This is a genomic window from Streptomyces kryoterrae (assembly GCF_054072135.1).
Genome location: NZ_CM133358.1, coordinates 7387568 through 7411062, shown reverse-complemented (window position 1 = coordinate 7411062; position 23495 = coordinate 7387568). Strand labels below are relative to the sequence as shown.

At 70.1% G+C, this 23495-nt stretch carries 13 protein-coding genes and 1 pseudogene; 7 read left to right on the top strand and 7 right to left on the bottom strand.

The genetic code is table 11. The annotated features are described in order from the left end of the window. Positions 1–26: 26 nt before the first annotated feature. Positions 27–1718, bottom strand: a complete 1692-nt coding sequence (locus tag ACW4TU_RS32875; protein ID WP_457419125.1) for a serine/threonine-protein kinase — start codon at positions 1716–1718, stop codon at positions 27–29. A 235-nt stretch (positions 1719–1953) separates the two neighbouring features. Further along, complete coding sequence (locus ACW4TU_RS32870) at positions 1954–3021, bottom strand: helix-turn-helix transcriptional regulator (protein ID WP_457419123.1); 1068 nt, start codon at positions 3019–3021, stop codon at positions 1954–1956. Between the two features lie 268 nt (positions 3022–3289). On the opposite strand from ACW4TU_RS32870, the gene ACW4TU_RS32865 reads away from it, so the two are divergent. Both ACW4TU_RS32865 and ACW4TU_RS32860 read left to right on the top strand, forming a co-directional pair. Next, positions 3290–7072: a S8 family serine peptidase gene (locus ACW4TU_RS32865; RefSeq protein ID WP_457419121.1), complete on the top strand. Its 3783-nt coding sequence runs from the start codon at positions 3290–3292 to the stop codon at positions 7070–7072. Between the two features lie 135 nt (positions 7073–7207). After that, positions 7208–11098, top strand: coding sequence for a carboxypeptidase regulatory-like domain-containing protein (locus tag ACW4TU_RS32860; RefSeq protein WP_457419119.1), 3891 nt, complete (start codon positions 7208–7210; stop codon positions 11096–11098). 167 nt (positions 11099–11265) lie between these two features. On the opposite strand, the gene ACW4TU_RS32855 is transcribed toward ACW4TU_RS32860, so the two are convergent. Next, positions 11266–11748 (bottom strand): hypothetical protein, encoded by a 483-nt coding sequence (locus ACW4TU_RS32855; protein WP_457419117.1) that lies wholly within the window; start codon positions 11746–11748, stop codon positions 11266–11268. A 33-nt stretch (positions 11749–11781) separates the two neighbouring features. Next, positions 11782–12486: a hypothetical protein gene (locus ACW4TU_RS32850; protein WP_457419115.1), complete on the bottom strand. Its 705-nt coding sequence runs from the start codon at positions 12484–12486 to the stop codon at positions 11782–11784. Here ACW4TU_RS32850 and ACW4TU_RS32845 point away from each other — a divergent pair. From ACW4TU_RS32845 to ACW4TU_RS32830, 4 genes and pseudogenes are all read left to right on the top strand, one after another. After that, positions 12438–14605, top strand: a pseudogene (locus ACW4TU_RS32845) (polymorphic toxin-type HINT domain-containing protein); the annotation flags it as partial. The gene ACW4TU_RS32850 and the pseudogene ACW4TU_RS32845 sit on opposite strands and share 49 nt — an antisense overlap. 26 nt (positions 14606–14631) lie before the next feature. Continuing rightward, the gene (locus ACW4TU_RS32840) at positions 14632–15312 is read left to right on the top strand and encodes a hypothetical protein (RefSeq protein WP_457419113.1); all 681 of its coding nucleotides are present in this window, start codon (positions 14632–14634) and stop codon (positions 15310–15312) included. A gap of 648 nt (positions 15313–15960) precedes the next feature. Continuing rightward, the gene (locus ACW4TU_RS32835; RefSeq protein ID WP_457419111.1) at positions 15961–16311 is read left to right on the top strand and encodes an antitoxin VbhA family protein; all 351 of its coding nucleotides are present in this window, start codon (positions 15961–15963) and stop codon (positions 16309–16311) included. Then, positions 16308–16877 (top strand): Fic/DOC family protein, encoded by a 570-nt coding sequence (locus ACW4TU_RS32830; protein WP_457419109.1) that lies wholly within the window; start codon positions 16308–16310, stop codon positions 16875–16877. Before ACW4TU_RS32835 ends, ACW4TU_RS32830 begins: the two co-directional genes overlap by 4 nt. A 255-nt stretch (positions 16878–17132) precedes the next feature. Here ACW4TU_RS32830 and ACW4TU_RS32825 read toward each other — a convergent pair whose 3' ends face one another. The 3 genes from ACW4TU_RS32825 to ACW4TU_RS32815 all read right to left on the bottom strand — a co-directional run bounded on the left by ACW4TU_RS32825 (position 17133) and on the right by ACW4TU_RS32815 (position 20877). After that, positions 17133–18545 carry an RICIN domain-containing protein gene (locus ACW4TU_RS32825; protein ID WP_457419107.1) on the bottom strand — a complete coding sequence of 471 codons (1413 nt, stop codon included), beginning with the start codon at positions 18543–18545 and terminating at the stop codon, positions 17133–17135. Between the two features lie 335 nt (positions 18546–18880). Further along, complete coding sequence (locus tag ACW4TU_RS32820; protein WP_457419105.1) at positions 18881–19975, bottom strand: glycoside hydrolase family 19 protein; 1095 nt, start codon at positions 19973–19975, stop codon at positions 18881–18883. A 479-nt stretch (positions 19976–20454) separates the two neighbouring features. Then, positions 20455–20877 carry a transposase gene (locus ACW4TU_RS32815; protein ID WP_457419103.1) on the bottom strand — a complete coding sequence of 141 codons (423 nt, stop codon included), beginning with the start codon at positions 20875–20877 and terminating at the stop codon, positions 20455–20457. A 439-nt stretch (positions 20878–21316) separates the two neighbouring features. Between ACW4TU_RS32815 and ACW4TU_RS32810 the strand changes: the two genes are divergently transcribed. Then, positions 21317–22792, top strand: a complete 1476-nt coding sequence (locus ACW4TU_RS32810) for a BTAD domain-containing putative transcriptional regulator (protein ID WP_457419101.1) — start codon at positions 21317–21319, stop codon at positions 22790–22792. The last annotated feature ends 703 nt before the right edge of the window (positions 22793–23495 follow it).

Here is a 23495-nt window from a genome sequence, read left to right as displayed (position 1 = left end):
AAGGGCCTCCGGCACAGAGCAGAGCGTCACTGCTCTTCGACATCAGCCGAGACGATCGCGCCATCCCGAACCGTGTACGTGCCGACGAACAGCTGATGCGTCCCGTCCGTCTGCAGCGCGTCGAGCTGCATCGTCACGGTGTCCCCCGAGACGGAGTCGACCGTGACCGTATCCGAGACGGTGTCGGAGAGGCCCTTGACGAAGGAGTCGTAGGTTCCGCCCAGGTTCTTCGCCCCGAGGTCCCAAGCGCGTGCGTAGTCCCCGGCGTTGATGGCGGCGAAGTACTTCTCGACGACCTGTTGGGCAGGCGCGACGGCGGCCGTGGTCGGAGGGGCTGACGTCGGTGTGAGGGTGGGCGTGGGGGTGGGTTGTGCCGGTGCCGGGGGCTCCTCGGCCTTGGTGGAGGGCGGGATTTGTGTGGCCGTCCGGGTGACCGTGGCCCGCGAAGTGACCGTGCTCTGCGAGGTAGCGGGTGCGGACGAGGCAGCGGGTGTGGACGACGTAGCAGGTTGGGACGACGTAGCGACTGCGGACTGCGGGGTGTCTCCCGAGTGGCTGGTCATCACCACCGCTGCGGCGCCGCCGCCCACCAGTGCCACCGCCAGTGCCGCCCCGGCGATCAGCAGCGACCTGCGGCGCCCGGGCCGGCCTCCGCCCGCGCCGTCCGGATGGGCGTCGGCGGAGGCTGCCCGTACCGTCGGCGGAGTAGGCGCGCGGTGCTCGTCGTAGGGCGTCGCGGCAGGCCCGGACGGGTTGGCCGAGCCGTATGCCGGCACCGGTGTGGGCGGTGTCGTCCGGGTCGGTTCCCTGGCGAAGAGCTCCTTGCCGGTGCTGGGGGTCGGCGACGCCAGTTGCGTGGGCGGGTGCTCCGCTGCCCCCGGCGCGGGTGCGCTCACCGGTAGCCCGGCCGCCACATCGGCCAGCATTCGCTGGGCCTGCTCGGCCGTTGCCCGCTCGTTCGGGTCCTTGCGGAGCAGCGCTTCGATGACGGGGGCGAGTGGGCCCGCGTGTCGGGGTTCCGGAAGCTCCTCGGCGACCACCGCCTGCAGGGTGCTCATGGTCGTAGTGCGGCGGAACGGGGACTGGCCCTCCACGGCGGCGTACAGCGTCACGCCGAGTGACCACAGGTCGGACTCCGGGCCCGGGCGGTGGCCCGTGGCGCGCTCGGGGGCGAGGTAGTCGGGCGAACCGACGACGTCGCCGGTGCGGGTCAGGCCGGTGGAGCCGCCCATGACGGCGATGCCGAAATCGGTGAGCACCACCCGGCCGCCGCGCTCAAGCAGCACGTTCGCGGGTTTGACGTCCCGGTGGAGAACCCCGAGCTGGTGGGCCCGGTCCAGTGCCGCCAGCAACTGCGCTCCGAGTCGGGCCGCGTCTCGTGGGAGCAGTGTGCCCTCCGTGGCGATGACGTCGGCGAGTGACTGGCCGTCGATCAGCTCCATCACGATCCACGGTCGGCCGTCCTCTTCCAGCACGTCGAACACGGTGACGACCCCCGGGTGCTTGACCCGCGCCGCGGCCCGCGCCTCCTGCTCCATACGGGCGTGCAGCACCGTGAGTTCTTCGCGCGGCAGGCCGCTGACCGTCAGCTCCTTCACCGCCACCTCACGGCTGAGCACCTGGTCCTGGGCTCGCCACACGGTGCCCATCCCGCCGTGACCGAGCTGCTCGACGAGGAGATACCGGCCGGCCAGCAGCCGTTCTTCGGGGCCGCTCATGATGTTCCGGAGCCCGAGCCGTGATCGGGCAGGTGTGGGCACCGTGCGGAAGGTGTACGCATCGTCATAGCTCCTCACTTCCGCCGTCATGCGGTCGAGGATCCCGCCTCTTTCCATGCTGTGCCGACTGCTCGGTGTTGTCGCGCCGAACCGCGTGGCGTCACCCCACCCCGGGAGCGAGCCAAGCCCCTTTGTGGTGTCGAGGCGGACAGTGGTCGTCCTCCGGTTCCCGCCCTTACTCGTTCGAGTTCGATGGGGTCGGTGGGTTCTGTGGGTTCGGTGCTTCCAGTCCCAGCCAGCCTCGTTCGGCTGCCCGGAGGGCGATCTGGAAGCGTGTTCTGGCGCCCAGTGCGGCGCCTGCCTCGCTCACGTGCTTCTGCACGGTGCGGCGGCTGATGTCGAGTACCCGGGCGATGGCGTCGTCCTTCATCCCGGTCGCCATGAGGTCGAGGATCGCCTGGGTTCGTTCGTCGATCCGCGTCGTCTCCCGGGTCTGGCGGGGGGCGGGCCAGTCCGCCCGACTCTCCAGCGACACCGGCAGCGCCTGCTTCCAGATGGCCTCGAACAGCGCGGCGAGTGCGTCGATGAGGGCGGGCGAGCGGACCTCGAGGGATCCTGCCGAGGGGCGGTCGTCGTGCAGGGGCAAGAGAGCGGCGGTCCGGTCGAACAGGACCAGTTTGACGGGGAGTCGGGAGCTGAGCCGGAACTCGCCGCCGCCGGCGCTGCCCCGCAGCGCCGTCTCCAGTGACACCGTGTCCGTGAAGCCCTCGGTGTCGTAGACCGACCGCAGCCGTAATCCCTCGCGGAACTCCGGCTGTGCGGCGTCCCCGTGACCGGAGTCATCCGCGGGCCCGGTCACATAGGGCGGCTTGGCCAGGTGCAGTACTTCCTGGGTGCTGCCCTTGAGGAGATGCGCATAGCGTGCGGCGACCTCCTCGTTGTCGTCCAGGACCTCCACCAGGTACGGAGCCTGCGGGCGGGCCGCCAGGTCGTAGATCTCGTGAAGCTGCTCCATGTACCGCTCGGCCTGGGCCAGTTCGGCGCGCCTGCGGGCCAACAGGGAGCCCAGGGAAGAACGTGGCGGGCCGGCCTTCCATCGCCGGGGCCGGCCGGCGATGGGGATGACCAGGAGGGCGTCTTCCAGAGACCGCAGTGCCGTCTCGACCTCTTCGAGCGGCGCACCGACCGCGGCCGCCACGGTGCGGGAACCGGCGGCGGCGTGACCCACCAGGTACTCCAGGACCCGGCCGCTGAGCGCGTCCAGGCCGGTGCCGGCCCAGGGGTTGTCCGACGTCACGTCCATGCGGCCTGACACTCCTGCCTGTAGTGCGCATCGGTGTCGAACGTGTCTCTGCCGTGTCGCTGCCGTATCTCTGCGCCGCCATCCGCGGGACACAAGCGCATGTGGGCAGTTGCGCGAATCCGCGACGGCCGGATCTTGTCGCACGTGACGCGGCACCGTCAAGGTGGGAACGCTCCCACCAGTCCCGACGGCGCGACTGGCCCTGCGCGTTCATCCGCCAGTACGCCCATTCAAGTCGAGTCAAGTCGAGTCAAGTCGAGGGAATCCTTTGACACACCACCCGTCCGGAAGACGGCGCCGCCTGTTCGTGGTCCCGGCCGCCCTCCTGGTCATCGCGGCGACCCCGCACGTGGCCTCCTCCGCAGACACCTCGCCGGCCAACAGCCCGGTCGGCACCACCCGCACCGCTGACAACGTTGCCTCACCTGTCGTCACCCTCATCACCGGCGACAAGGTGACCGTGGGCCCCGGAGTGGGCGACCGCCCCGGCACGCTCACCGTTCAGGGTCCCGACGGCGAGCCCACCGGCGCCCGTGTGCTGACCGTGGGCGGCGACACCTACGTCTATCCCGACTCCGCCCGCGTCTACCTGGCGTCCGGCGCCCTGGACGACCAGCTCTTCAACGTCTCCCGTCTCGTGGCCGACGGCTACGACGACGCGGCGCTGGGGCACCTGCCCCTCATCGTCACGTACGGCGGCAAGGAGGCGTCCGCCTCCACCTTGCGGGGGCGTGCCGTCGGCATGCCGGGCGACGTCACGGACGTACGCCCCCTCACCAGCGTCAACGGGGTGGCCCTCGCCGCGGACCGCGAGCACACCGACGACCTGTGGAGCGCGCTCACCGGCACCGAGTCCGGATCCGAGTCCGGAGTCGGATCCAACTCCGCGAAGGCGCCGGACGCCGACGCCGCCTTCCACGGCGGCGTCGCAAAGGTCTGGCTCGACGGCAAGGCCGAGGCCACCCTCAGCGACTCGGTCGCCCAGATCGGCGCCCCCGAGGTCTGGGCGGGCGGCAACACCGGCGACGGCGTCGACGTGGCCGTCCTCGACACCGGCTACGACCCGGGCCACCCCGACCTGAAGGACGCGGTCGAGGACAGCGCCAGCTTCGTCCCCGGTCAGGACGTCACCGACCGCCACGGCCACGGTACGCACGTCGCCTCCACCATCGCCGGCAGCGGCGCCGCCTCCGACGGCAAGGAGAAGGGCGTCGCACCCGGCGTCGACCTGCACGTCGGCAAGGTCCTCTCCAACGAGGGCTACGGCTACGACTCCTGGATCCTGGCGGGCATGGAGTGGGCCGCCCGCGACGTCCACGCCCGGGTCATCAGCATGAGCCTGGGCAGCGGCGAGAACGCCGACGGCGAGACCGTGCTCGCCCGGGCCGTGAACGAGCTGAGCGCCGAGACCGGCGCCCTGTTCACCATCGCCGCCGGCAACGACGGTCCCGGCGCCCAGACGGTCCGGTCGCCCGGCACCGCCGACGCGGCCCTGACCGTCGGCGCGGTCGACTCCTCCGACGCCATCGCCGACTTCTCCAGCCGCGGCCCCCGCTACGGCGACGACGCCCTCAAGCCCGAGATCACCGCCCCCGGCGTCGGCATCCTGGCCGCCCGGTCGCAGTACGCCGGCAACGGCTCCGGCTACTACATGAGCGCCAGCGGTACGTCCATGGCGACCCCGCACGTGGCGGGCGTGGCCGCGCTGGTCGCCGCCGCGCACCCCGACTGGACCGGCAGCCGCATCAAGGACGCCCTGGTCAGCACCGCCAAGCCCACCCCCGGCATCAGCGCGGACGACGGCGGCAACGGCCGGGCGGACGCCGCCACGGCGGCCACGGCGACACTCACCGCCACCGGCAAGATCGACGCCGGCATCCACTCGCCCGGCACGGACAAGGGCCCGGTCCACTCCACCGCGACCTGGACCAACACCGGCGACCGTGCCGTCACCGTGGACCTCGCTGTGGACGCCCCCGGCGTTCCCGACGGCGTCTTCACCGTCTCCCCCGGCCGCGTCGAGGTCCCCGCGCACGGCACCGCGACCGCCACGGTCACCACCGACCTGGACAAGGCGGGCGACCTCCAGCGCTGGACCGGACGGCTGACGGCGTCCGCCGAGGGCACCACGCTGACCCGCACCCTGCTCGGCGTCAGCACCCGCCAGCAGCTGTTCCACGTCCGTACCAAGGTCACCGGCCGCTCCGGCGAGGCCACGGACGGCGTCCTCACCTTCTATCGCAAGGGCGACGAGTACGCGGGCACCTACCTCTACAACGGCGGTCAGTCCGACGAACTGCTGCCGCCGGGCCTCTACACCGTCTACGCCGACTTCCGGGTGGAGGGCACGCACGGCGCCGCCTCGGCCGGATACGCCCGCATGGTCATCCCGCAGGTGCGGGTGACCGGCGCCACCGACCTCGTACTGGACGGCACGAAGCTCAATGAGGTCAGGACCGTCACGCCGAAGAAGACCGAGACCTTCTCCCGGCACCTGGACTACTACCGCGAGTTCAAGGGCGGCTCCTCGGTCGCCGACACCTCGCTGATCGGCGACGGCTACGACAGCATCTGGACGGCGCCCACGCGCGCGCCCAGTGACGGCGAGCAGTACCTCACCGCCCGCTGGCGCAACCAGGAGCCGCTGCTGTCGGTGACCGCCGGCGGGCAGGAGTTCGACGATCTGTGGATCATGCCCGGCTCGACGAAGCTGCCCGAGGACGACTACACCCTCGACGTGATCCACCCGGGCGACGGTCTCAAGGAGGACTACAAGGGCATCGACGCCGCCGGCAAGGCCGCCGTGGTGCGCTGGGACTCCGACGACGAGGACACGGCGGACGACCAGATCAGGGCCGCGCAGGCCGCGGGCGTGAAGCTGCTGCTGTTCGTCAACGACCTCGACGGTCGACTGCGCGAGCCCATCATCAGGTCCTCCATCGAGGTGGTGGGCCTGTCCCGCACGAACGGCGACAGGCTCATGGCGCGCGTGGACGCGAGCACGACCGGCAGCGTGCCGCTTCGGGCCGTCTCCCGCCCCGACACGGACTACCTGTACGACCTGGTCCGCACCTGGAAGGGCCGCGTCCCCGCCAACACCGTCTACGCGCCCACGACCGGGCAACTGGCCCGGGTCGAGACCTCCTTCCGCAACCCCACCGGCCGTGAGGTGTACGAGAACCGCTACGACGTCCATCCCTGGACCACGTACCAGGTCGGCACCAACCGGCTGAGCACGGCCGGCGCGCACCGCACCGACTACGTCAGCACCGACAGCACGTTCTCGTGGACCGAGGAGGGCGAGCTTCAGTCCCTGTCCTACAGCGCGTCCGGAGCCGTCACCTATCCGGCGGGCAGCACCACGGACGTGGAGTGGTTCGGACCCGTGGTGCGGCCCCGCATCAACGACAGCATCCAGCCGCCCGTGCGTACGGGTGACCAGGTGGACGTCATCATCCCGTCCTGGGGCGACTCCGGCGGCGGCCACGCCAACTACGCCGCCTTCGGCAGCTCCGACACCACCCAGGAGACCTCGCTGTACCGGGGCGACACCCTGGTCGGCGAGGGCGGCGCCGGGGTGAGCGCGACCGTGCCGGCGAAGAGGGGCACCTACCGTCTGGTGCACACGGCGACCCGTACCGCCACGGCCGCCTTCCCCTACTCGACCGCCACGCGCACCGAGTGGACGTTCACCTCCGCGGCGCCCAGGAACGACGACGCCAGCGAGCAACTCCCGCTCGTCCAGGTGGACTACACCCTGCCGACGTCCGACGAAGGGAAGGCGGCCGCCGACGCCTCCCTGCTCGTCACTCCGCTGCATCTGCCGGGCGGCTCCAACGCGGCGCTCAACACCCGCAAGGTCGAGGTGTCCTACGACGACGGCGCCACCTGGACGACGGCACGCCTCAGCGGCAGGGGCAACGGCAAGGTCAGCCTGGGTCTGCACGCGCCCGCCCCGGCGCGGTACCTCACGCTGCGCGTCCAGGCCGGTGACAGCCGCGGCAACACCGTGACGCAGACCGTCGTACGCGCCGCGGGAATCGCCGGATGACCTCGACGTGATGCGAAGCCGCCCGGCGGTCCCCGCACGACCGCCGGGCGGCACCCGTCCGCGTCCACCCCTCCGACGTACCCCTGGCCGACGATCTCGCACAGGGGTGCTCGTGAAAGAGAGAGAAGAATGTCGGTGCACATACCACCCCTCGGACGTTTCGGCCCGAGCGGCCCGCGCCTCGGGAATCGGATCGCGGCGGTCGCCCTGAGCGCCGCGATCGTGGCCATGTCCGGTGCGGCGGACGCCTCCGCCGGTGATCGAACAGCGCTCCCCGTTTCGGCCTCCTCCGTCCCTGCCTCCTCCGTCTCTGCCTCCTCGCCGAAGGCCGACGGCACCGAGTCGCTGTGCGGCACGCCCTCGCCCGGAGAGGCCACCTGCTTCGCCATCCGGCGCACCGGCCCGCCCGCGAAGCGGTCCGGCGCCGTGGCCGCCCAGGCGCCCCCCGGCTTCGGCCCGGCCGACCTGCGGGCCGCCTACACGTTGCCCGACGACGGCGGGGAGGGCCTGACCGTCGCCGTGGTCGTCGCCCAGGACGCCCCCACCGCGGAAGCGGACCTGGCCGTCTACCGCGCCCAGTTCGGCCTTCCGGCCTGCACGAGCGCGGACGGCTGCTTCACCAAGGCCGACCAGCGCGGCGGTACCGGCTATCCGGAGCCCGAGGCAGGCTGGGCCGGCGAGGCCGCGCTCGACCTCGACATGGTGTCGGCCGCCGCCCCGAACGCCCGCCTGTTGCTGGTGGAGGCGGACGACGCCACCATCGAGAACCTCGGCGCGGCCGTGCAGCAGGCCGTCACCCTGGGCGCCGACGTCGTCTCCAACTCCTACGGCACCCGCTACGACCTCTTCGACGAGGACCCGGCCGAGACCGCCTGGGACGCCTACTACGACCACCCGGGGGTCGCGATCGTCGCCTCGTCCGGCGACAACGACGCCGGCGTGTCCTTCCCGGCCGCCTCACCTCACGTCACCGCGGTCGGCGGCACCAGTCTGCGCCGGGACACCGGCACGGCACGCGGCTGGTCGGAGTCGGTGTGGTCGCACGACGGCTACGGCACCGGTTCGGGCTGCTCCCGCTACCTGCCCAAGCCGGCGTTCCAGCACAACTCGGGCTGCGACCAGCGCACCGTGGCCGACGTGTCGGCCGTGGCGGACCCGGACACCGGTGTGGCCGTGTACGACAGCTACGGCTCGGCGGGCTGGGGCGTCTACGGCGGCACCAGCGCCTCGGCGCCCCTCGTCGCGGGCGTCTACGCCGCCGCCGGTCGGGCCGCCGAGGACACCGAGCCCAACACCTACCCCTACTCCGCGGCCGACGAAGCGCTCAACGACGTCACGGACGGCTCCAACGGCACCTGCGATCCCGTCTACCTGTGCACCGCGACCACCGGGTACGACGGCCCCACCGGGCTCGGCACGCCGAACGGGCTCACCGCCTTCCGCATGGGCCCGCACGGCCGGATCACCGGCACGGTCACCGACGCCCGCACCGGCGAACCGGTGCCGGGCGCCGCGGTCTCCGCCGGCGACGACCACCGCACCAGCACCGACGCCCAGGGCCACTACGCCCTGACGCTGCCCACAGGAACGTACGACCTGACCGTCGACGCATACGGCTACGCCACCGCCACACCCGGCGAAGTCCGCGTCGACGACGGCTCAGACCTCGCCCGCGACCTGACCGTCACTCCGGTGCCCAGCCGGACCGTCTCCGGAACCGTCACCGACGGATCGGGACACGGCTGGCCGCTCTACGCGGCGATCACGGTGGACGGCACGCCCCTGGACCCGGTGTGGACCGATCCCGCCACCGGCCGGTACTCGGTGTCCCTGCCCACCGGTCACACCTACCCGCTGCACATCACGGCGGCCTACCAGGGATACCGGGCGGCGACCCGGGAAGTGAGGGTCGCGGGGCGCGCGGTGAAGGCCGACGTCGCCATACCCGTGAACGAGGAAGCGGCGCTCGCCCCCGGCTACGAGGTGCACCGTTCGGGCCCGACCGAGCCGTTCACCGAGACCACAGCGGCACCGGACGGCTGGCGGGTGGCCGACGCCGGCTCGTCCACGGGCGGCTGGGCGTTCGACGACCCCGGGGCGCGCGGCAACACCACCGGCGGCAAGGGCGCGTTCGCCGTCGTGGACAGCGACCACTACGGCAGCGGCGTCTCCCAGGACAGCCAACTCATCAGCCCCGTCTACGACTTCACCGACCGCAGCGCCCCCCAGGTCGCGTTCGACACCACCTACCGGGGCTACGACGGGCAGAGCGCGACCGTCGACGTCAGCACCGACCACGGCACCACCTGGACCACCGTCTGGCAGCACACCACGGACTCGGTGGACGGCCCGGCCCACGTCGAGATCCCCCTGTCCGGCTACGCGGGCCGCTCCGCGGTCCAGCTGCGTTTCCACTTCACCGGCGGCTACGGCTGGTGGTGGGCCGTGGACGACGTCTTCGTCGGCGACCGCACCTACGACACGGTCCCGGGCGGACTGGTCGTCGGCCACACCCGGGACGCCAACACCAAGGAGCCGGTCAACGGCGCCGAGGTCACCGGCGGCACCACGGGTACCTCGCCGGCCGTGTCCGTCGCGACGCCCACCGACCCGGCGACCGCGAACGGCCTGTACTGGCTGTTCGCGCCGACCGGTGACCACGGGCGCCCCGGCACCGTGAAGCTGACGGCGGCCAAGTCCCTTTACGCGAACCGCACCTTGACCGCGAGCGTCGTACGCGACGGCGTCCGGACCACGGGCCTCGCGCTGCCGGCCGGCCGGGTCACCGTCACCCCGTCCGCCGTCGCCGCCTCGGTACGGCAGGACACCGTGTCCCGCGCCACGGTCACCGTCCGCAACACCGGCGGCGCCGCCGCCACCGTCCGGATCCAGGAGTCCGCCGACGCGTCCCCGACACCGCCGCAGACAGGAGAGTGGCAGCACGCTCCCGGCATCGCCTACGGAGTCATCGACAACGCGGCGGACACCTACCGGGGAACGGTGTACACCGGATTCGGAATGGAGGGCGACGACGTCGTCGAGAAGGGCCTCTGGGCCTACGACACGACGGACGACACCGCCGCCTGGGTCCGGCGCGCCGACGCCCCGGAAGCACGGCGTGGTCCCGTCCACGGCTTCGTCGACGGGAGGTGGTACGTCGCCGGCGGCAAGGACGAAGCCGGCCTGGCCGTCACCCCGGTCGCCGTCTACGACCCGGCGACCGACACCTGGTCCGCCGGTGCCGCCGCTCCCGAGGCGTACTCCGTGGCCGGCAGCGCCGTCCTCGGCGGCCGGCTGTACATGGTCGGTGGCTGCGGCGCCAGTTGTGGCGTCACGGCCGTCCAGGCCTACGACCCGGCGACCGACAGCTGGCGGAGCCTGGCACCGTACCCGCTGCCGATCGCCTATCCCGCCTGCGGCGGACTGGACGGTCACGTCGTGTGCGCCGGCGGGACCTCCCCCGGCACGGGCGTCGTCGACGACGTCTACTCCTACGACCCGGCCGACGACACCTGGTCACCGGTCGCCTCGCTGCCCACCAGCGTGTATGGCGCGGCCTACACCACCGCCAACGGCCGACTGCTGCTGACCGGCGGCTCCGTCGCCACCCAGGCCACGGCGGACATCACCGCGGCCACCTGGGCCTACGACCCGGGCGCCGACGCCTGGCAGCGGCTCCCGGACAACTCCACCCCCACCTACCGCGGCGCCGCGGCGGCCGGCCTGTACAAGATCGGCGGCAGCACCGGCTGGGGCAACGGCAACGCCGTCACCACCACCGAACTCCTGCCCGGCTACGGACAGACGGAGGCCGACGACATCACCTGGCTGAGCGAGGAGGCCACCACGCTCACCGTCCCGGCGCACTCCGCCGTCACCCTGCGGCTCACGCTCGACGCGAGGCTGCCCGAGACCCGGACTCCTGGCCGCTACACGGCCGCACTCGGTCTTGTCCACGACACGCCTTACACCGTTCCACCGGTGCCGGTCACGATGAAGGTCACCGCGGTCCGACCACGGTCCTGACCGGGCGGGAGCCGGGGCCGGCACACGACGTCCGTGCCGGCCCCGGCTCCCCGTCTGCCAGGCAGTCCCGTCGGTTCCCTCCGGCAGACCGGTCTTCGTCACCGAGCCTCCGGCGCCACCGTACGGTGGCGCCGGAGGCTCACCCTGACTCCCGAAGGCCGATCACCTCACCCGAACGCCAGCTTGTCGTTCCACCCGGACCCGATAACCGTCTTCACCGGCGAGTTGGCCCAGTTGGTCGCCGGGTGCCAGACGGACATATGACCGTCCGACGCGAACCGGCCCCAGATGTCCGGGATCCCGTCCTCGTTGATGTCCGGGATCCCGATCGCCGCGCTGACGTTGGCCTCCGTCCAGGTGGTACCGAAGGACTCGTCGCCGTTGACGGCGTTCGAGCCCAGCATCAGGGAGTTGAGGTCGACGTTGCCCGTCACCGCACCCGGCTTCCCCCGCCGGAGGTACAGGTTGCCGTTGTCGAGGTTGCGCCAGAGCAGGTCGGCCACGCCGTCCTTGTTCATGTCTGCGAGGTTGACGATGTCGCGGCGGGACCAGGCGTCGGGGTTCATCATCGTCGCCGTCTGGATGCTGCCGCCGGTGTAGCCGGAGAGCACCCAGAAGCCTGCGGCGGTGCGCAGGACCAGGTCGGGCAACTCGTCGCCGGTGATGTCGCCGAGGGCCTTCAGCTAGGTCCAGGTGGACGGGGCGGGGGCGTTCGACGGGAGGCGGATCTTCATCCGCTGGGCGACGTCGAAGGAGCCGTAGCCGTCGCCCGGGTAGAGCCAGAAGCCGCCGTCCGGGGTGCGGGCGAACAGGTCCGTGGTGCCGTCGCCCGGGTAGGCGTCCTGGTAGTGGGCTATCAGCGCGGCCTTGTTGCCGAGCGTCGAGGCGGCGTCGTACCAGTGGCCGGGCGGGTTGAGGGTCGTCTTGCCGGCGGCCCTGGCGTACGACGAGATCAGTGAGCCGTACAGTTCGCCCTCCGGCTGGCCCGCGTATGTCCGCAGGACGCCGCCCGCGTCGATGACGAGCAGGTCGGGGATGCCGTCGCCGCCTGTGTCGCCGGGGGCGTCGGCGTTCTCCTTCGGCGGGACGTATGTCGTGTGGTCCGTGCGCGCGCTCGGGTTGCCGAGGCTGTCGTAGGCGTAGACCTGGAGGGTGTTGGGGCCGGCGTTCGGCGGTGCCAGGTCGGGGACGGTGGCGTTGCCGTCGGCGTCGGCGTTGACCGTGATCGGGGCGACGCCGCCCCAGGCCCACGTGAACTTCTTCGCACCCGGCGACGAGAAGGTGATCGGGCCGGTCTGGCCGAAGCTCGCCTTCGCCCAGGTGGCGCCGTCGTTTGGACTCCAACCTGTGCCTGGCGGCCCAGGGCGGGGCCACCGCGAACAGCACACCGATCGTGCTCGCGACCTGCGACGCCTCTTCCACGGCTCAGCAGTGGCTGCCGCAGAACGACACCCGTCACATCTACGGTCCCGGCGGTGAGCGTCTGCTCACCATCAAGGGCAAGCAGGCCACGCTGCACCTGGGCGAGGCCGAGGTCACCGTCCAGCAGGGCGGTGTTCTCGTCAGCACCCAGCGCACCTACGTCGCCCCCGGCGGCGCGGTCATGCGCTATGCCTCCGGCACCGGCTCGGAGACCCTGGTTGCCCAGACCTCGGACCACCAGGGCAGCGCGTACACGGAGGTCGCCCTCAACGGCGGCATGTCGGTGCGCATCCGCAAGCAGGATCCGTTCGGCAACGAGCGGGGCACGGCCGGCGCCAACCTGCAGAACCACAAGGGATTCCTCGGCAAGACCAGGGACGACGCCTCCGGCTACCAGCCGCTCGGCGCCCGTTTGTACGACCCGGTGGTCGGACGCTTCCTGTCCGTCGACCCGGTGCTCGATGTGAACGACCCGTTGCAGGCCAACGGGTACGCCTACGCGAGAACAACCCGGTGACGTACTCCGACCCGACCGGTCTGGCGATCAGCCTGAGCGCCTCGGAGAAGGCGGCTGCCCTCGTCGGCGCGGGTCTGTCCGCGGCGCAGGTCGCGCAGGCACAGTCCATGATGGGCAAGTCTCTGACCTCGGTGATCCTGGCGATCGCCTGGGAGACGCTAAAGGACTTCATCGGCATCAACGACGCGATGGCCTGCTTCGGCGGTGACATGTGGTCGTGCGGCAGCATCATCCTGGACGCCATTCCGTGGACGAAGCTGGGCAAGATCCCGTCGGTCCTGAAGGCGATCAACCGCACCATCGACGCCATCCAGGCCTTCAAGGCCGCCAAGAGGGCCGCGGAGGCCGTCCTCAAGGCGGCCAAGGCCGCCGAGGCCGCCGCACTGCGGGCCAAGAAGGCGGCCATCGAGAAGGCGAAGAGGGAGGCCGCGCAAAGGGCCAAGAAGAAGGCGGCCGAAGCCGCCAGGAGAAGAGCCGATGCGGCGGCCGCCGCGAAGCGGAAGACGGGTAACGCGGCACAGAAGCAGGCGCAGGCCAAGGCGGCTCCGAAGGCTTCCTCCCACTCCGGAAAGGGCGGCGGAGGCGGCTCCGGCAAGGGCGGTGGTGGCGGACCGGGCAAGGCCGACGGCTCCTCCCGCAGCAAGGGCGGCACCAGCGGCGGAGGCGGCTCCGGCAAGGCCGAGGGCGGAGGCTCCGGGGGCGGTTCCGGGGGCGGCTGCAACAGCTTCGTGCCCGGCACGAAGGTGCTGATGGCCGACGGCTCCACCAAGGCAATCGAGAAGGTGAAGGTCGGCGACAAGGTCGTCGCCACCGACCCGAAGACCGGGGAAACCCGGATCGAGACGGTCTCCGCGGAGATCACGGGCAAGGGTCTCAAGCACCTGGTCAAGGTCACGATCGATGTCGACGGCAAGGCCGGCTCGAAGACGGCTGAGGTCACCGCGACCGACGGCCACCCCTTCTGGGTCGAGGAACTCGGCAAGTGGATCAAGGCCGCCGATCTCGAGACCGGTGAGTGGCTGCGAGCCAGCACGGGCACCTACGTCCAGATCGCCTCGATCCAACGCTGGACCACTCGGAACGCCACGGTTCACAACCTGACCGTCTCCGACGTCCACACGTACTACGCGCTCGCTGGTGCAACGCCCGTCCTGGTTCACAACGACGGTGGCAGTGATCCGCACGTCTGCGAGATCGCAGGCGAGCCGTCCGACGCCCTGCTCGACCGGGCCGACGAAAGTGCCGGTACGACCAACGTCGCTTCGGAAGTGTTCACGGCCGACGGGCAGCACAGCGGTCTCGGCATCAGCATGAACAGGTCGCTCGACGACCTCACCCCGAATGTGCGGACGGCGGTTCAGCTGACCGGCCACCACGGCGGGTGCGGGGAGATCGGCGCACTGTGCGATCTTGAGAGTCGTGGTCTGCCGATCGGAGGAGCCAGGACGCAGTCCGTTGACGTCCGAGGCGGGTCCCAGGGCTATGGGTGGGACCGTCATGGCGTGCCTCGGGAGATGTGCCCCAACTGCAGGGATCTCTTCACCTACCTGCTGAACGTCGGCCACTGATCCGTCACCCTGAAAGGAGCGTCCCGGTGAGACTGACAGCCGAGTCCGTCCGATTCCTGAACGAGGAAGTACGTGCCCCTCGTGGGCTTCCTGAGGTCGACCCGATCGAATTCCCGTCAGAGGCGGAAGACCTGGTCGAGCTGCTCATGGAGCACTGGGAGGGAAGCACCCTTCCCTGCTACGGAGGGAACTACTACGGGTGGACCCGGCTCTCGGTCTCCCGAAGTGGCTGGACGTCGTCCCCTGATGGGGACGAGTTCATCCGCATCGCGGAGAACCAGTACGCCCCCTGCGCGATCGTCCTGCGTCGCGACGGGAGGGTCGGAGTCTCGTGGAACGGCGAATATCTGGACATGTTCGCCGACTTCGCGGAATTCGTGGAGACGGTGACGCTCTGGTCGACGATGCGGGGACGGACGGCCATGGAGAGTGCCGGACTCCGGTTCTCCGATGCCGTGGAGGTCATCTCCCGAGGGAGACACCACCCGGTGACAGGCGGGAGCATCACCCGATGGGTGCGCTTCGACGACGCGGCCGTCCTGGAGGAGCCGTATCTGACCGGCACCTCCGGCCGCCCGCCACGGGTTCATGTCGTGGTGGCGGACCCCGAGCTGCCGGCCCGGTCCGGATTCGTCGAATCCGATCCGTACGCCAAGTTCTCGACGATCGGCCGGGGGTTCCCCGAACTCCCGGCCCGCTGGGTCTGAGACCTGCTCCTGAACGCACGACCCGACGGGCCGGTCCCGAAGGATGAAGGGGAAGCCCTGCCGTATCACTTTCGGCAGGGCTTCCCGCGTCGCCGGTGGCGGTCGGGCGACACCCAGAACCCAAGGAGACGTTCGGCGGGGCCTTGCGGCATAGCCGTTCAACCTACGAAAACGGCCTCTGACCTGCTATTTAGCTGGTCGAGGGCCCTGGGGGCAGACGAGTCGGGCTGTACGCCGGGGAGAATCACTTCAACGCTATGACCTGCACAAACGTGCAGGGAGGGCGTTTCCGTGGCTACCTTGATGGCTACGTAAGGAGGCGCCCGCGCCGGAGCGGTCCGGACGAGGGCTTTGTCGTTCTCGGAGAGGCCGGTTCTGGTGACCACCGAGGCGGACGACATCACCGCCGACATGGGGATCACCGAACTCAACCGGCGCGATATGCCGGTGGGCCGGTTCAATCCCGCCGACATCGGCGAGAACCTCGCGGTCTCGGCTCGGTTCGCGCCCGCCCGCCCCCCTGTGGCGCCACCGGCCCGTTGTCCAGCTCCGCTTCCAGGACGGCGAACCCGCCCGGGACGGGACACTCACCGGAATCCGTACTAGAATCTGTACAGAATCAAGCCTCTATATGGGTACGGTGACAGCATGGAGATCCCTGAGGTCGTGACCGTCAGCGACGCGCGCGCGGGACTGTCGCGAATCCTGGCTGACCTGTCGGAGTCCGGCGCGGATGCCGACCCGGTCCTGATCGGCGCCCACCGCAAGCCCCAGGGCGTCCTCCTGTCCGTCGAGGCCTTCGAGGCGCTGAGCGGCCGAGCGGCACGACGTGCGGCCGTCGCCTCGGCCACCGGTTCCATCGAGGCCGAGGGGCTCCAGGCCTCCAAGGCCTCCGACCGCGACACCGAGGCGTACGTGAAGGGCGACCTCGACGTGGACACCCTGGTCGCCCGCGCGATCGCCCGCCACCGACAGACTTCGGAGCGGCAGGCCGGGTGAACGATCCGTACGCCATGCCCAACGGCGTGCTGCGCAACACGCTCGGCATCACCGACCAACAGCAGCTCGCGGCAGCGGAGGCGGACATCACCCGGGCACGCCTCGTCATGCTCGCCGAACGCCCCCTACCCGGCGCGTACGACCTCGGCCATCTCCAAGCGTTCCATGCCGCGATCTTCGGTGACGTCTATCCGTGGGCAGGCGAGTTACGCACCGTGAACATCGCCAAGCGCACCCCCTTCTGCCCTGCGAGGAACCTGGTGCCCTACGCCGGAGAGGTCTTCGGCCGTCTTGTCTCCTCCGGTCATCTGCGGAGTCTCCCCCGGCAGGAATTCGTCGTCCGACTGGCCGAGCTGTACGGCGACATGAACGTCCTCCACCCGTTCCGCGAGGGCAACGGCCGTGCCCAACGGGCGTTCCTGACCCAACTCAGCGCCGACGCGGGATACGCCCTGAACTGGTCGGGCACAGACCCGCAGCGCAACGAGGACGCCTCGGTGAAGAGCTTCCTCGGCGACAACAGCCTGTTGGAGCAGCTGCTCGACGAGCTGGTCGCCACGAGCTGACTCCCTGCCCGCCGAGTCGCGACGAACGTGCCGACGAGCGCGCCCTTCGGAGGCGAAGCCGCCGGTGGCGGCAGACCAGTCGGGCTGTACGCACCGTCATCCCCCACCCCCGTCCAGTTCCGCCATCAGCTGCCCCCTGGCGGTCAGGCGCTGGTGCATGCCCTGCGGCCGTTCACACAGGGGAGCATCCGGCGAGGCTTAGGCACAGGAGGGTGCTGGACGGGTCCCGACGTCCTGACGCCGTGAAACCCGGGGTCAGACCGGCAGGTGGAACTGCTGATTGGTGGTGCCGGTGCAGGACCAGATCTGCAGCCGGGCGTTGTTGGCGGTGGACATCTCGGTGACGTCCAGGCACTTGCCCGAGGCCGGGTTGACCAGGGTGTCCCCGTTGCCGCGCTGCCAGACCTGGGCGGCGGTGCCCTTGCAGTCATACAACTGCACCTTGGTACCGTCCGCCGTGCCGGCGGCGGTGACGTCCATGCACTTGCCGAGCGCTCGGAGGGTACCGTCGCCGCCCACGGTCCACTGCTGGGCGGCGGTGCCGTTGCAGTCGTACATCTGGACGGCGGTGCTGTTGGTGCTGTTGGCTGCGGCGATGTCCACGCACTTGCCTCCGAGGCCGGTGATCGGTCCGGTGGGCAGCTGCGTGTTGGGCATCACCGGGTTGTTCGCGTTGGTCAGCGTCTCCCAGGCCACGAACAGGTAGTTCGTGCCGGCGGGGCGGCTGCCTTCGGTCAGGGCCTGGGTGTTGGCCATGGCGATTCCCTGCCTCGTGTGCAGGGCGTTGAACCCGGTCTCGGTGACCGGGCCGAGACCGCGCTCGAGCGGCCCTTTGCCGCACAGGTTCGCCGGTTCCGGAGCCGCGCGGAGTTCCTGGGTGGCCTGCCAGCCGAGAGCCTGCCGGAGTCGCTCTCCCACCTGCGGATACAGATCCGTGCCCTGCATGAGTGCCGTTTCGGCGATGTGGGACATCGAGGCGATGCTGTAGCCGGTGTGTACGAAGTCCCGGCAGGTCTCCTGCGTCATCCCGGTGATGTACCGGGTCGCCGTCTCCCAGTTGAAGCCGCCGTCCGGGCTCGGGTGCGGCGTCGGCCCGTCGGATGCGAGGTAGACGAAGGCGGGAACGCGTGCCAGGTACTGGCTGACGGCCTTGTCGAAGGTGACTCCGTCGTTGGTGAAGACGGCGATCCCGATCGAGGCCTCGGCCTCGGTGAGGTCCCAGTTGCTGGTCCTGTCGTCGCCGTTCACCACGACGGGCAGGTAGACCGACCTCAGCATGTTCGCGAAGCGACCCGCGTTCGGCCAGTTCTGGTACTGGTACTTGATGAGTTCGGCTGCCTTGACCCACGAGGCGGCCGACCACGCCGTCTGGATGCCCGTGTTGGCGCCCGTGTGGCTCGTGATCGTGGCCGACCAGGCGTCCATGATCTGGATCGACTTCTGGGCATACCGTTCGTCACCACTAATGGCCCACGCCAGCGCGTCGGTGTACGCGGCGATGGCGTCCTGCCGTTCGTCGGTGCAGCCGTTGTTCGGATTGCTGCTCTGGCCGCAGTTGACGACAGGCCGGGGCGCCGGCACCCGCGAGAGCGAGGCCAGCGGATCGCCGACCATGTCGTCGTAGGCGGCCTTCCAGGGAGCGGCACCCTGCTGGACCTTGGTCCGCACGAACTCCAGTTGCGTCGAGGTGATGTTGACCCCTGGGTGCGCGAAAGTCTGCGGAGCCGAAGCTTGAGTCGAAGTCTGAGTCGAGTGCGGCGCGGCGGCTGCCGCGACGGCACTCGTTGACGCCCCTGAGAGCATCAGGAATCCAAACGCTGTCGCGAACGCGAAGCGCTTCTGCATCGAATTCATGAGAGTTTTCCTGTTCCTGGACAAGATCGAAGTGGTGACTGTGCGGTGCCCCTGGGCACCGCACAGTCACGAGAACGCTGAGTGGTCCGCCCAGTGCGGGGCTCGGGTGCCGTGCGATCCCGGCCGCTCCGGCGACGCATGGGTGGGGTTCAGCAGTAGAGATTGCCGCCCGGGACGACCCCGAGGATCGCGGTGAACTTCTGGTACGCGCTCACCCTGCTCTGCACCTGCCCGGGGTTCTTCCCATCGCACTCGAGAGAGCCGTTGATGGCACGGATGGTCTGGCCGAAGCCCGCCTGGTTCACCATCGCGTTGTGCGGGGTCATCGTGCCGGCGCCGGTCGACGTGTTCCAGAACCACAGACCGGTGCGCCAGGCCACGGCGGCGTCGGTCTCGACCAGCCGGGGGTTGTGGAGCAGGTCGATCCCGAGCGCGTCGCCCGCCGCCTTGTAGTTGAAGTTCCAGCTGAGCTGGATGGGACCGCGCCCGTAGTAGGCGGACTGACCGGCCGGGCAGCCGTACGACTGGCTGAGGTCGCAGTAGTGCGGGTAGTTGGCGGTGTTCTGCTCCACCACATAAACCAGGCCGCCGGTCTCGTGATTGACGTTGGCGAGGAAGGCGGCGGCCTCCTGCTTCCTGACCGTGTCACTGCCGGTCTTCGCGAACCCCGGGTAGGAGCTCAGCGCCTGCACCAGCCCGCTGTACGTGTAGAAGCTGTTCCGGTTCGGGAACATCTGGTTGAACTGGGCCTCGCTGACCACGAAGCCGGAAGGGGTCGTACCGCCCCCGCTCGCGGGCGCCGTCCACTTCTGGTTGGGGTTGCCGGTGCAGGTCCAGATCTGCAGCCGGGTGGCGTTGGCGGGGTCGTTCCCGCGGACGTCCAGGCACTTGTCGGCCGCGGGGTTGACTATGTCGCGTGCCGCGGTGACCACCCACTGCTGGTTGGCGCCGCCCGAGCACTCCCACAGTTGGACGGACGCGCCGTCGGCCGTGCTGTGATCGACGACGTCGAGGCACTTGCCGAGGGAGCGGAGGGTGCCGTCGCCCGGGTTGGACCAGATCTGGGCGTTGGTCCCGTTGCAGTCGTAGATCTGGACGGCGGTTCCGTTGGCATTGCTCGCCCCGGCGACGTCGACACACTTGCCGGCCAGCCCGGTGATCCGTCCGTCGGCCGCCGAAGTGGTCGGAGCGGCCACGAACAGAGCGACGATCAGCGCGGTGAGCACCGTGAGAGCTGTAAGCACCGTGGAGGTGCCAGAAGAAGCGCGTCTTTCCGGTAGCTGATGGATGAGGGATGTGGGCATGCGAATACCACTCCTTGGTCGGCTCAAGGCCGCGAATGTGTGAGAAACGGGGGATCTTCCCCGTAGGTGCCGGTGTTCCCTGGCGTGAGTCCGTGCCACTCCGGGTGAGACGGCGCGAACCGCCGCCTGACCAAGACAACTGCCAGGGTGTCTATAGCTTGTTGACGTTCGCTCCACGGACCGTTGACGTCCGCTCGCCGGGTCTCGCGCGCCACGTGTAGGACGTTCCTCGCGCCGAACTGATGGTCAGTGGAGGGGCGCCTTCGCCGGGAGGCTGTCGGCTGAGGCGTTCGGTGTCGACGGCGATGGCGGTGGCGACGGCGATGGCGGTGAGTACGTGCTGCGGGTGGGCCTTGGTCTGCCCGCAGTATCGGCAGCGACGTATGCCGTGGCCGTGGGCGAACTCTCAGACGGCGCCCTCAATGCCGGACCGGACCGCGTAGCGCTTGTGCCAGGCCGGGTCCCACTGGTCGGCTCGGGCGGGTAACGGGAGTTCGAAGAGTTCGCGGGGGAAAAGCCTGCGGTGCGAGCGGTGTCGCGGGAGGTGGTGCATTTGTCCCGGACCGGGCAGGGCCGGCGCCCGCGCGCACGGCCTCCGTGACAGGTTCGAGGCGGGGCAGATCGCGGACGACGGCCAGGACATGGGTGGAGTCGGTGCGTTGGGTGGCGCGCTCGCGGACCAGGCGGGCTTTCTTCCAGCGGGCCAGGACGAGATCGAGGAGGCGGTCTGGCCTGCCGCCCTGCAGCAGGCGGTCGCGGAAGTCGCTGAGCACGATGTGCTGGAATCCGGGGTCGCCGAGATCGAAGCCGAGCGCGTACTTGAAGTCGATGCGGCAGCGCACGGCCTCGGCGGCATCGCGTTCGGAAAGGTCCAGCGGGAACTCTGCAGCACGCTCACTGTGGCCAACTGCCGGGCGAGAGTCCCGGGCCCCGGTCGCGCGGGTACCAGTCGGCAAAATCCTCGTCCCGCCACAGGCCATCGAGACGGCCACGCACCCACATCACCGTCGTACCGGAGGGGCTGTCGGCCCGCGCCATCCGCGACGTCAACACCGGGACCTCGACACCCGGACTGGGACGGAACCGGAATATCGCACTCCGCGGGAATCTCGCGGGCACCACGTACCCGTGAGACTGGCGCACCACCATGATCGCCGGTATCCGAACACCAAGATCCCAGACAGGGCCAAGGTTAGACTTCGGGCGTGATCCGCGCGGTTGCCCCGGAAGCCTGGCCTCGCCTGCCGGCTTCGGACGTGCATCCCTGAAGGAGGGCGCTGGTTGAAAGAGCGATTACGGTTCTCGCTGCTGGGACCGGTCAGGGCGTGGCGGGGCCGGGACGAGATCGCGCTCGGCCCACCCCAGCAGCGGGCGGTGCTGGCCGTGCTGTTGCTGGCCGAAGGCTCGCAGGTGTCGGTGGGCAGGCTCGTCGACGCGGTGTGGGGGACCGAAGCACCGGCCTCCGCACGTGGCATTCTGCGTACCTACGTTCATCGGCTTCGTAAGGTATTGGAGCCCGCCGGGGACACCGCGTCGTCCGTGATCCGTGCCGTGGGGGACGGCTATCAACTCACCTCGCCGGGCGAGCTGGACCTGAGCGTCTTCCGGGAACTGTTCGCACAGGCCGAGCGGTTGCGAGGTGCGGGAGACGCCCAAGGCGCGGCGAAGTGCCTGGGTGATGCGCTCGGTCTGTGGCGGGGAACGGCGTTGGCCGGTGTCCGAGGCGAGTACGCAGACAGCCAGCGGCAGCGGCTGGACGAATTGCGTCTGTCGGCGGAGGCGGCCCGGCGGGCGGTCGAACTCGAACTGGGGGGCCATGAGCAGGCGGCCTCGGAGCTGACCCGTCTGGTCGCCGAGCATCCGCTGGACGAGCGGTTCCGGGAGATGCTGATGCTCGCCCTGTACCGCTCGGGGCGGCAGGCGGCGGCCCTCGCCACCTACCGCGAGGTGCAGACGCTGCTCCGGGGCGAGCTGGGCGTCGATCCCGGGCCGGCGCTTCAGGCGACGTACCGGCGGGTTTTGCAGGCCGACGCCGGGCTCCTCGCTCCGCCGGTGCCGGCCGAACCCACCCCGGTACCCGCCTCGGTCCCGGCCGAGCCCGCCCCCGTGCCCGCCTCGGTCCCGGCCGTTCCGGCTCAACTGCCCGCCGGTCCGGTGGTGTTGGTTGACCGGGACGCCTCAGGAGAGGAGACCGGAGGTCCGGATACCCGTACCCGCCGGCTCCGCTGGATGCTGGCCGGCTCCGGCCTGGCGATGGCCCTGCTCGCGTGTATCCCCTACCTCGTAGCGGGCTCGGTCTCCGACGAGGGCGGTTCGACGGCGGGTGCTTCGACAGCGAGGCCTTCGACAACGGGCCCTTCCCCCGCCAAGCCTGCTTCAGGCGTGGCAATACAAAGTCACGCCTCCGACAGGTGCATTGACGGCGGCCCCCTCGGGGACACGCCGCTGCAGATCAGGGACTGCTCGAGCAGCGACAGACAGTGGTGGCAGATCGTGTCGGAGGACAGGACTATCCGGATCTCGGGCAAGTGCCTGGACGTCGCGGGTGGTTCGACAGAGAACGGCGCGGCCATCCAATTGGCCGACTGCAACGGCAGTGGCTCCCAGAGGTTCCGGCTCAACCCCGCCCACGACCTGGTCAACCTTCAGGCTCACAAATGTGTGGAGGCCACGGACCCGCGCGGGAGCAACCGCACACCGCTCCGGCTCTGGACCTGCACAGGCGCCCAGAACCAGAAGTGGACGGCGGTCATCTGATCCATCGGTCGTTCAGATCACGCGTACCGGGTCGCGTACTGCCATGCCGGCTGCCCTCGTGCCGCCCCGAGAAACATGTACCGCAGCCCCGGTGAACTCCGCGAGCACGCGACGAGGCGGCTTTGAAGGAACTGCGCGAACCCTGCCGCTCGTGACGGTGCGATCAGGCGTATCGCCGGTCCTGACGCCGCGGCCACGGACCGGCCCCGCCCACAACTCGGGGCCTGCCGCCGTCAATGGTGTTGAGGGCGGCCGGGTGAATCGGGGCCGAGGACCAACGCGTGTGGCGCGCGGAGGTCGTGTCCCGCTTCGTGGTGTAAGCGACCTTGCTCGATGCGTTCCGGTAAACCGCGCGTCGGCCACCTCATGGGACACAGCGCCCGGGTCGGGCAGCATCTGACCTGCCGTCAGTGCCATGCGCGGCCCCGAGCCGCATCGTTGCGGCGATGACCTGCGGATTCCGGCACCCTGATCCGCTACACCACCTGGCGGGACGCCACCGAACCCGCATGGTGCCCCCCGTCAACGTGTATCAGCTCATGTATGAGCCAACCGAGCTTCGACGCCGCTAACGAGTTGGCACAGGCGTGGAACATCCGAGACGAGTACGGCTACCGGGACGGGTCCCGAACGATCTCGCTGCAGGAGAGCTACACCCGATGGGTTTTCGTACAAGCCGCCACCAGGGCGCCCGGACTTCTAG

Bases quoted from the DNA above. Each gene is read 5' to 3' on its own strand.
- ACW4TU_RS32875 (WP_457419125.1), bottom strand. From the start codon at position 1,718: ATGAGCGGCCCCGAAGAACGGCTGCTGGCCGGCCGGTATCTCCTCGTC.
- ACW4TU_RS32870 (WP_457419123.1), bottom strand. From the start codon at position 3,021: ATGGACGTGACGTCGGACAACCCCTGGGCCGGCACCGGCCTGGACGCG.
- ACW4TU_RS32835 (WP_457419111.1), top strand. From the start codon at position 15,961: ATGGAGATCCCTGAGGTCGTGACCGTCAGCGACGCGCGCGCGGGACTG.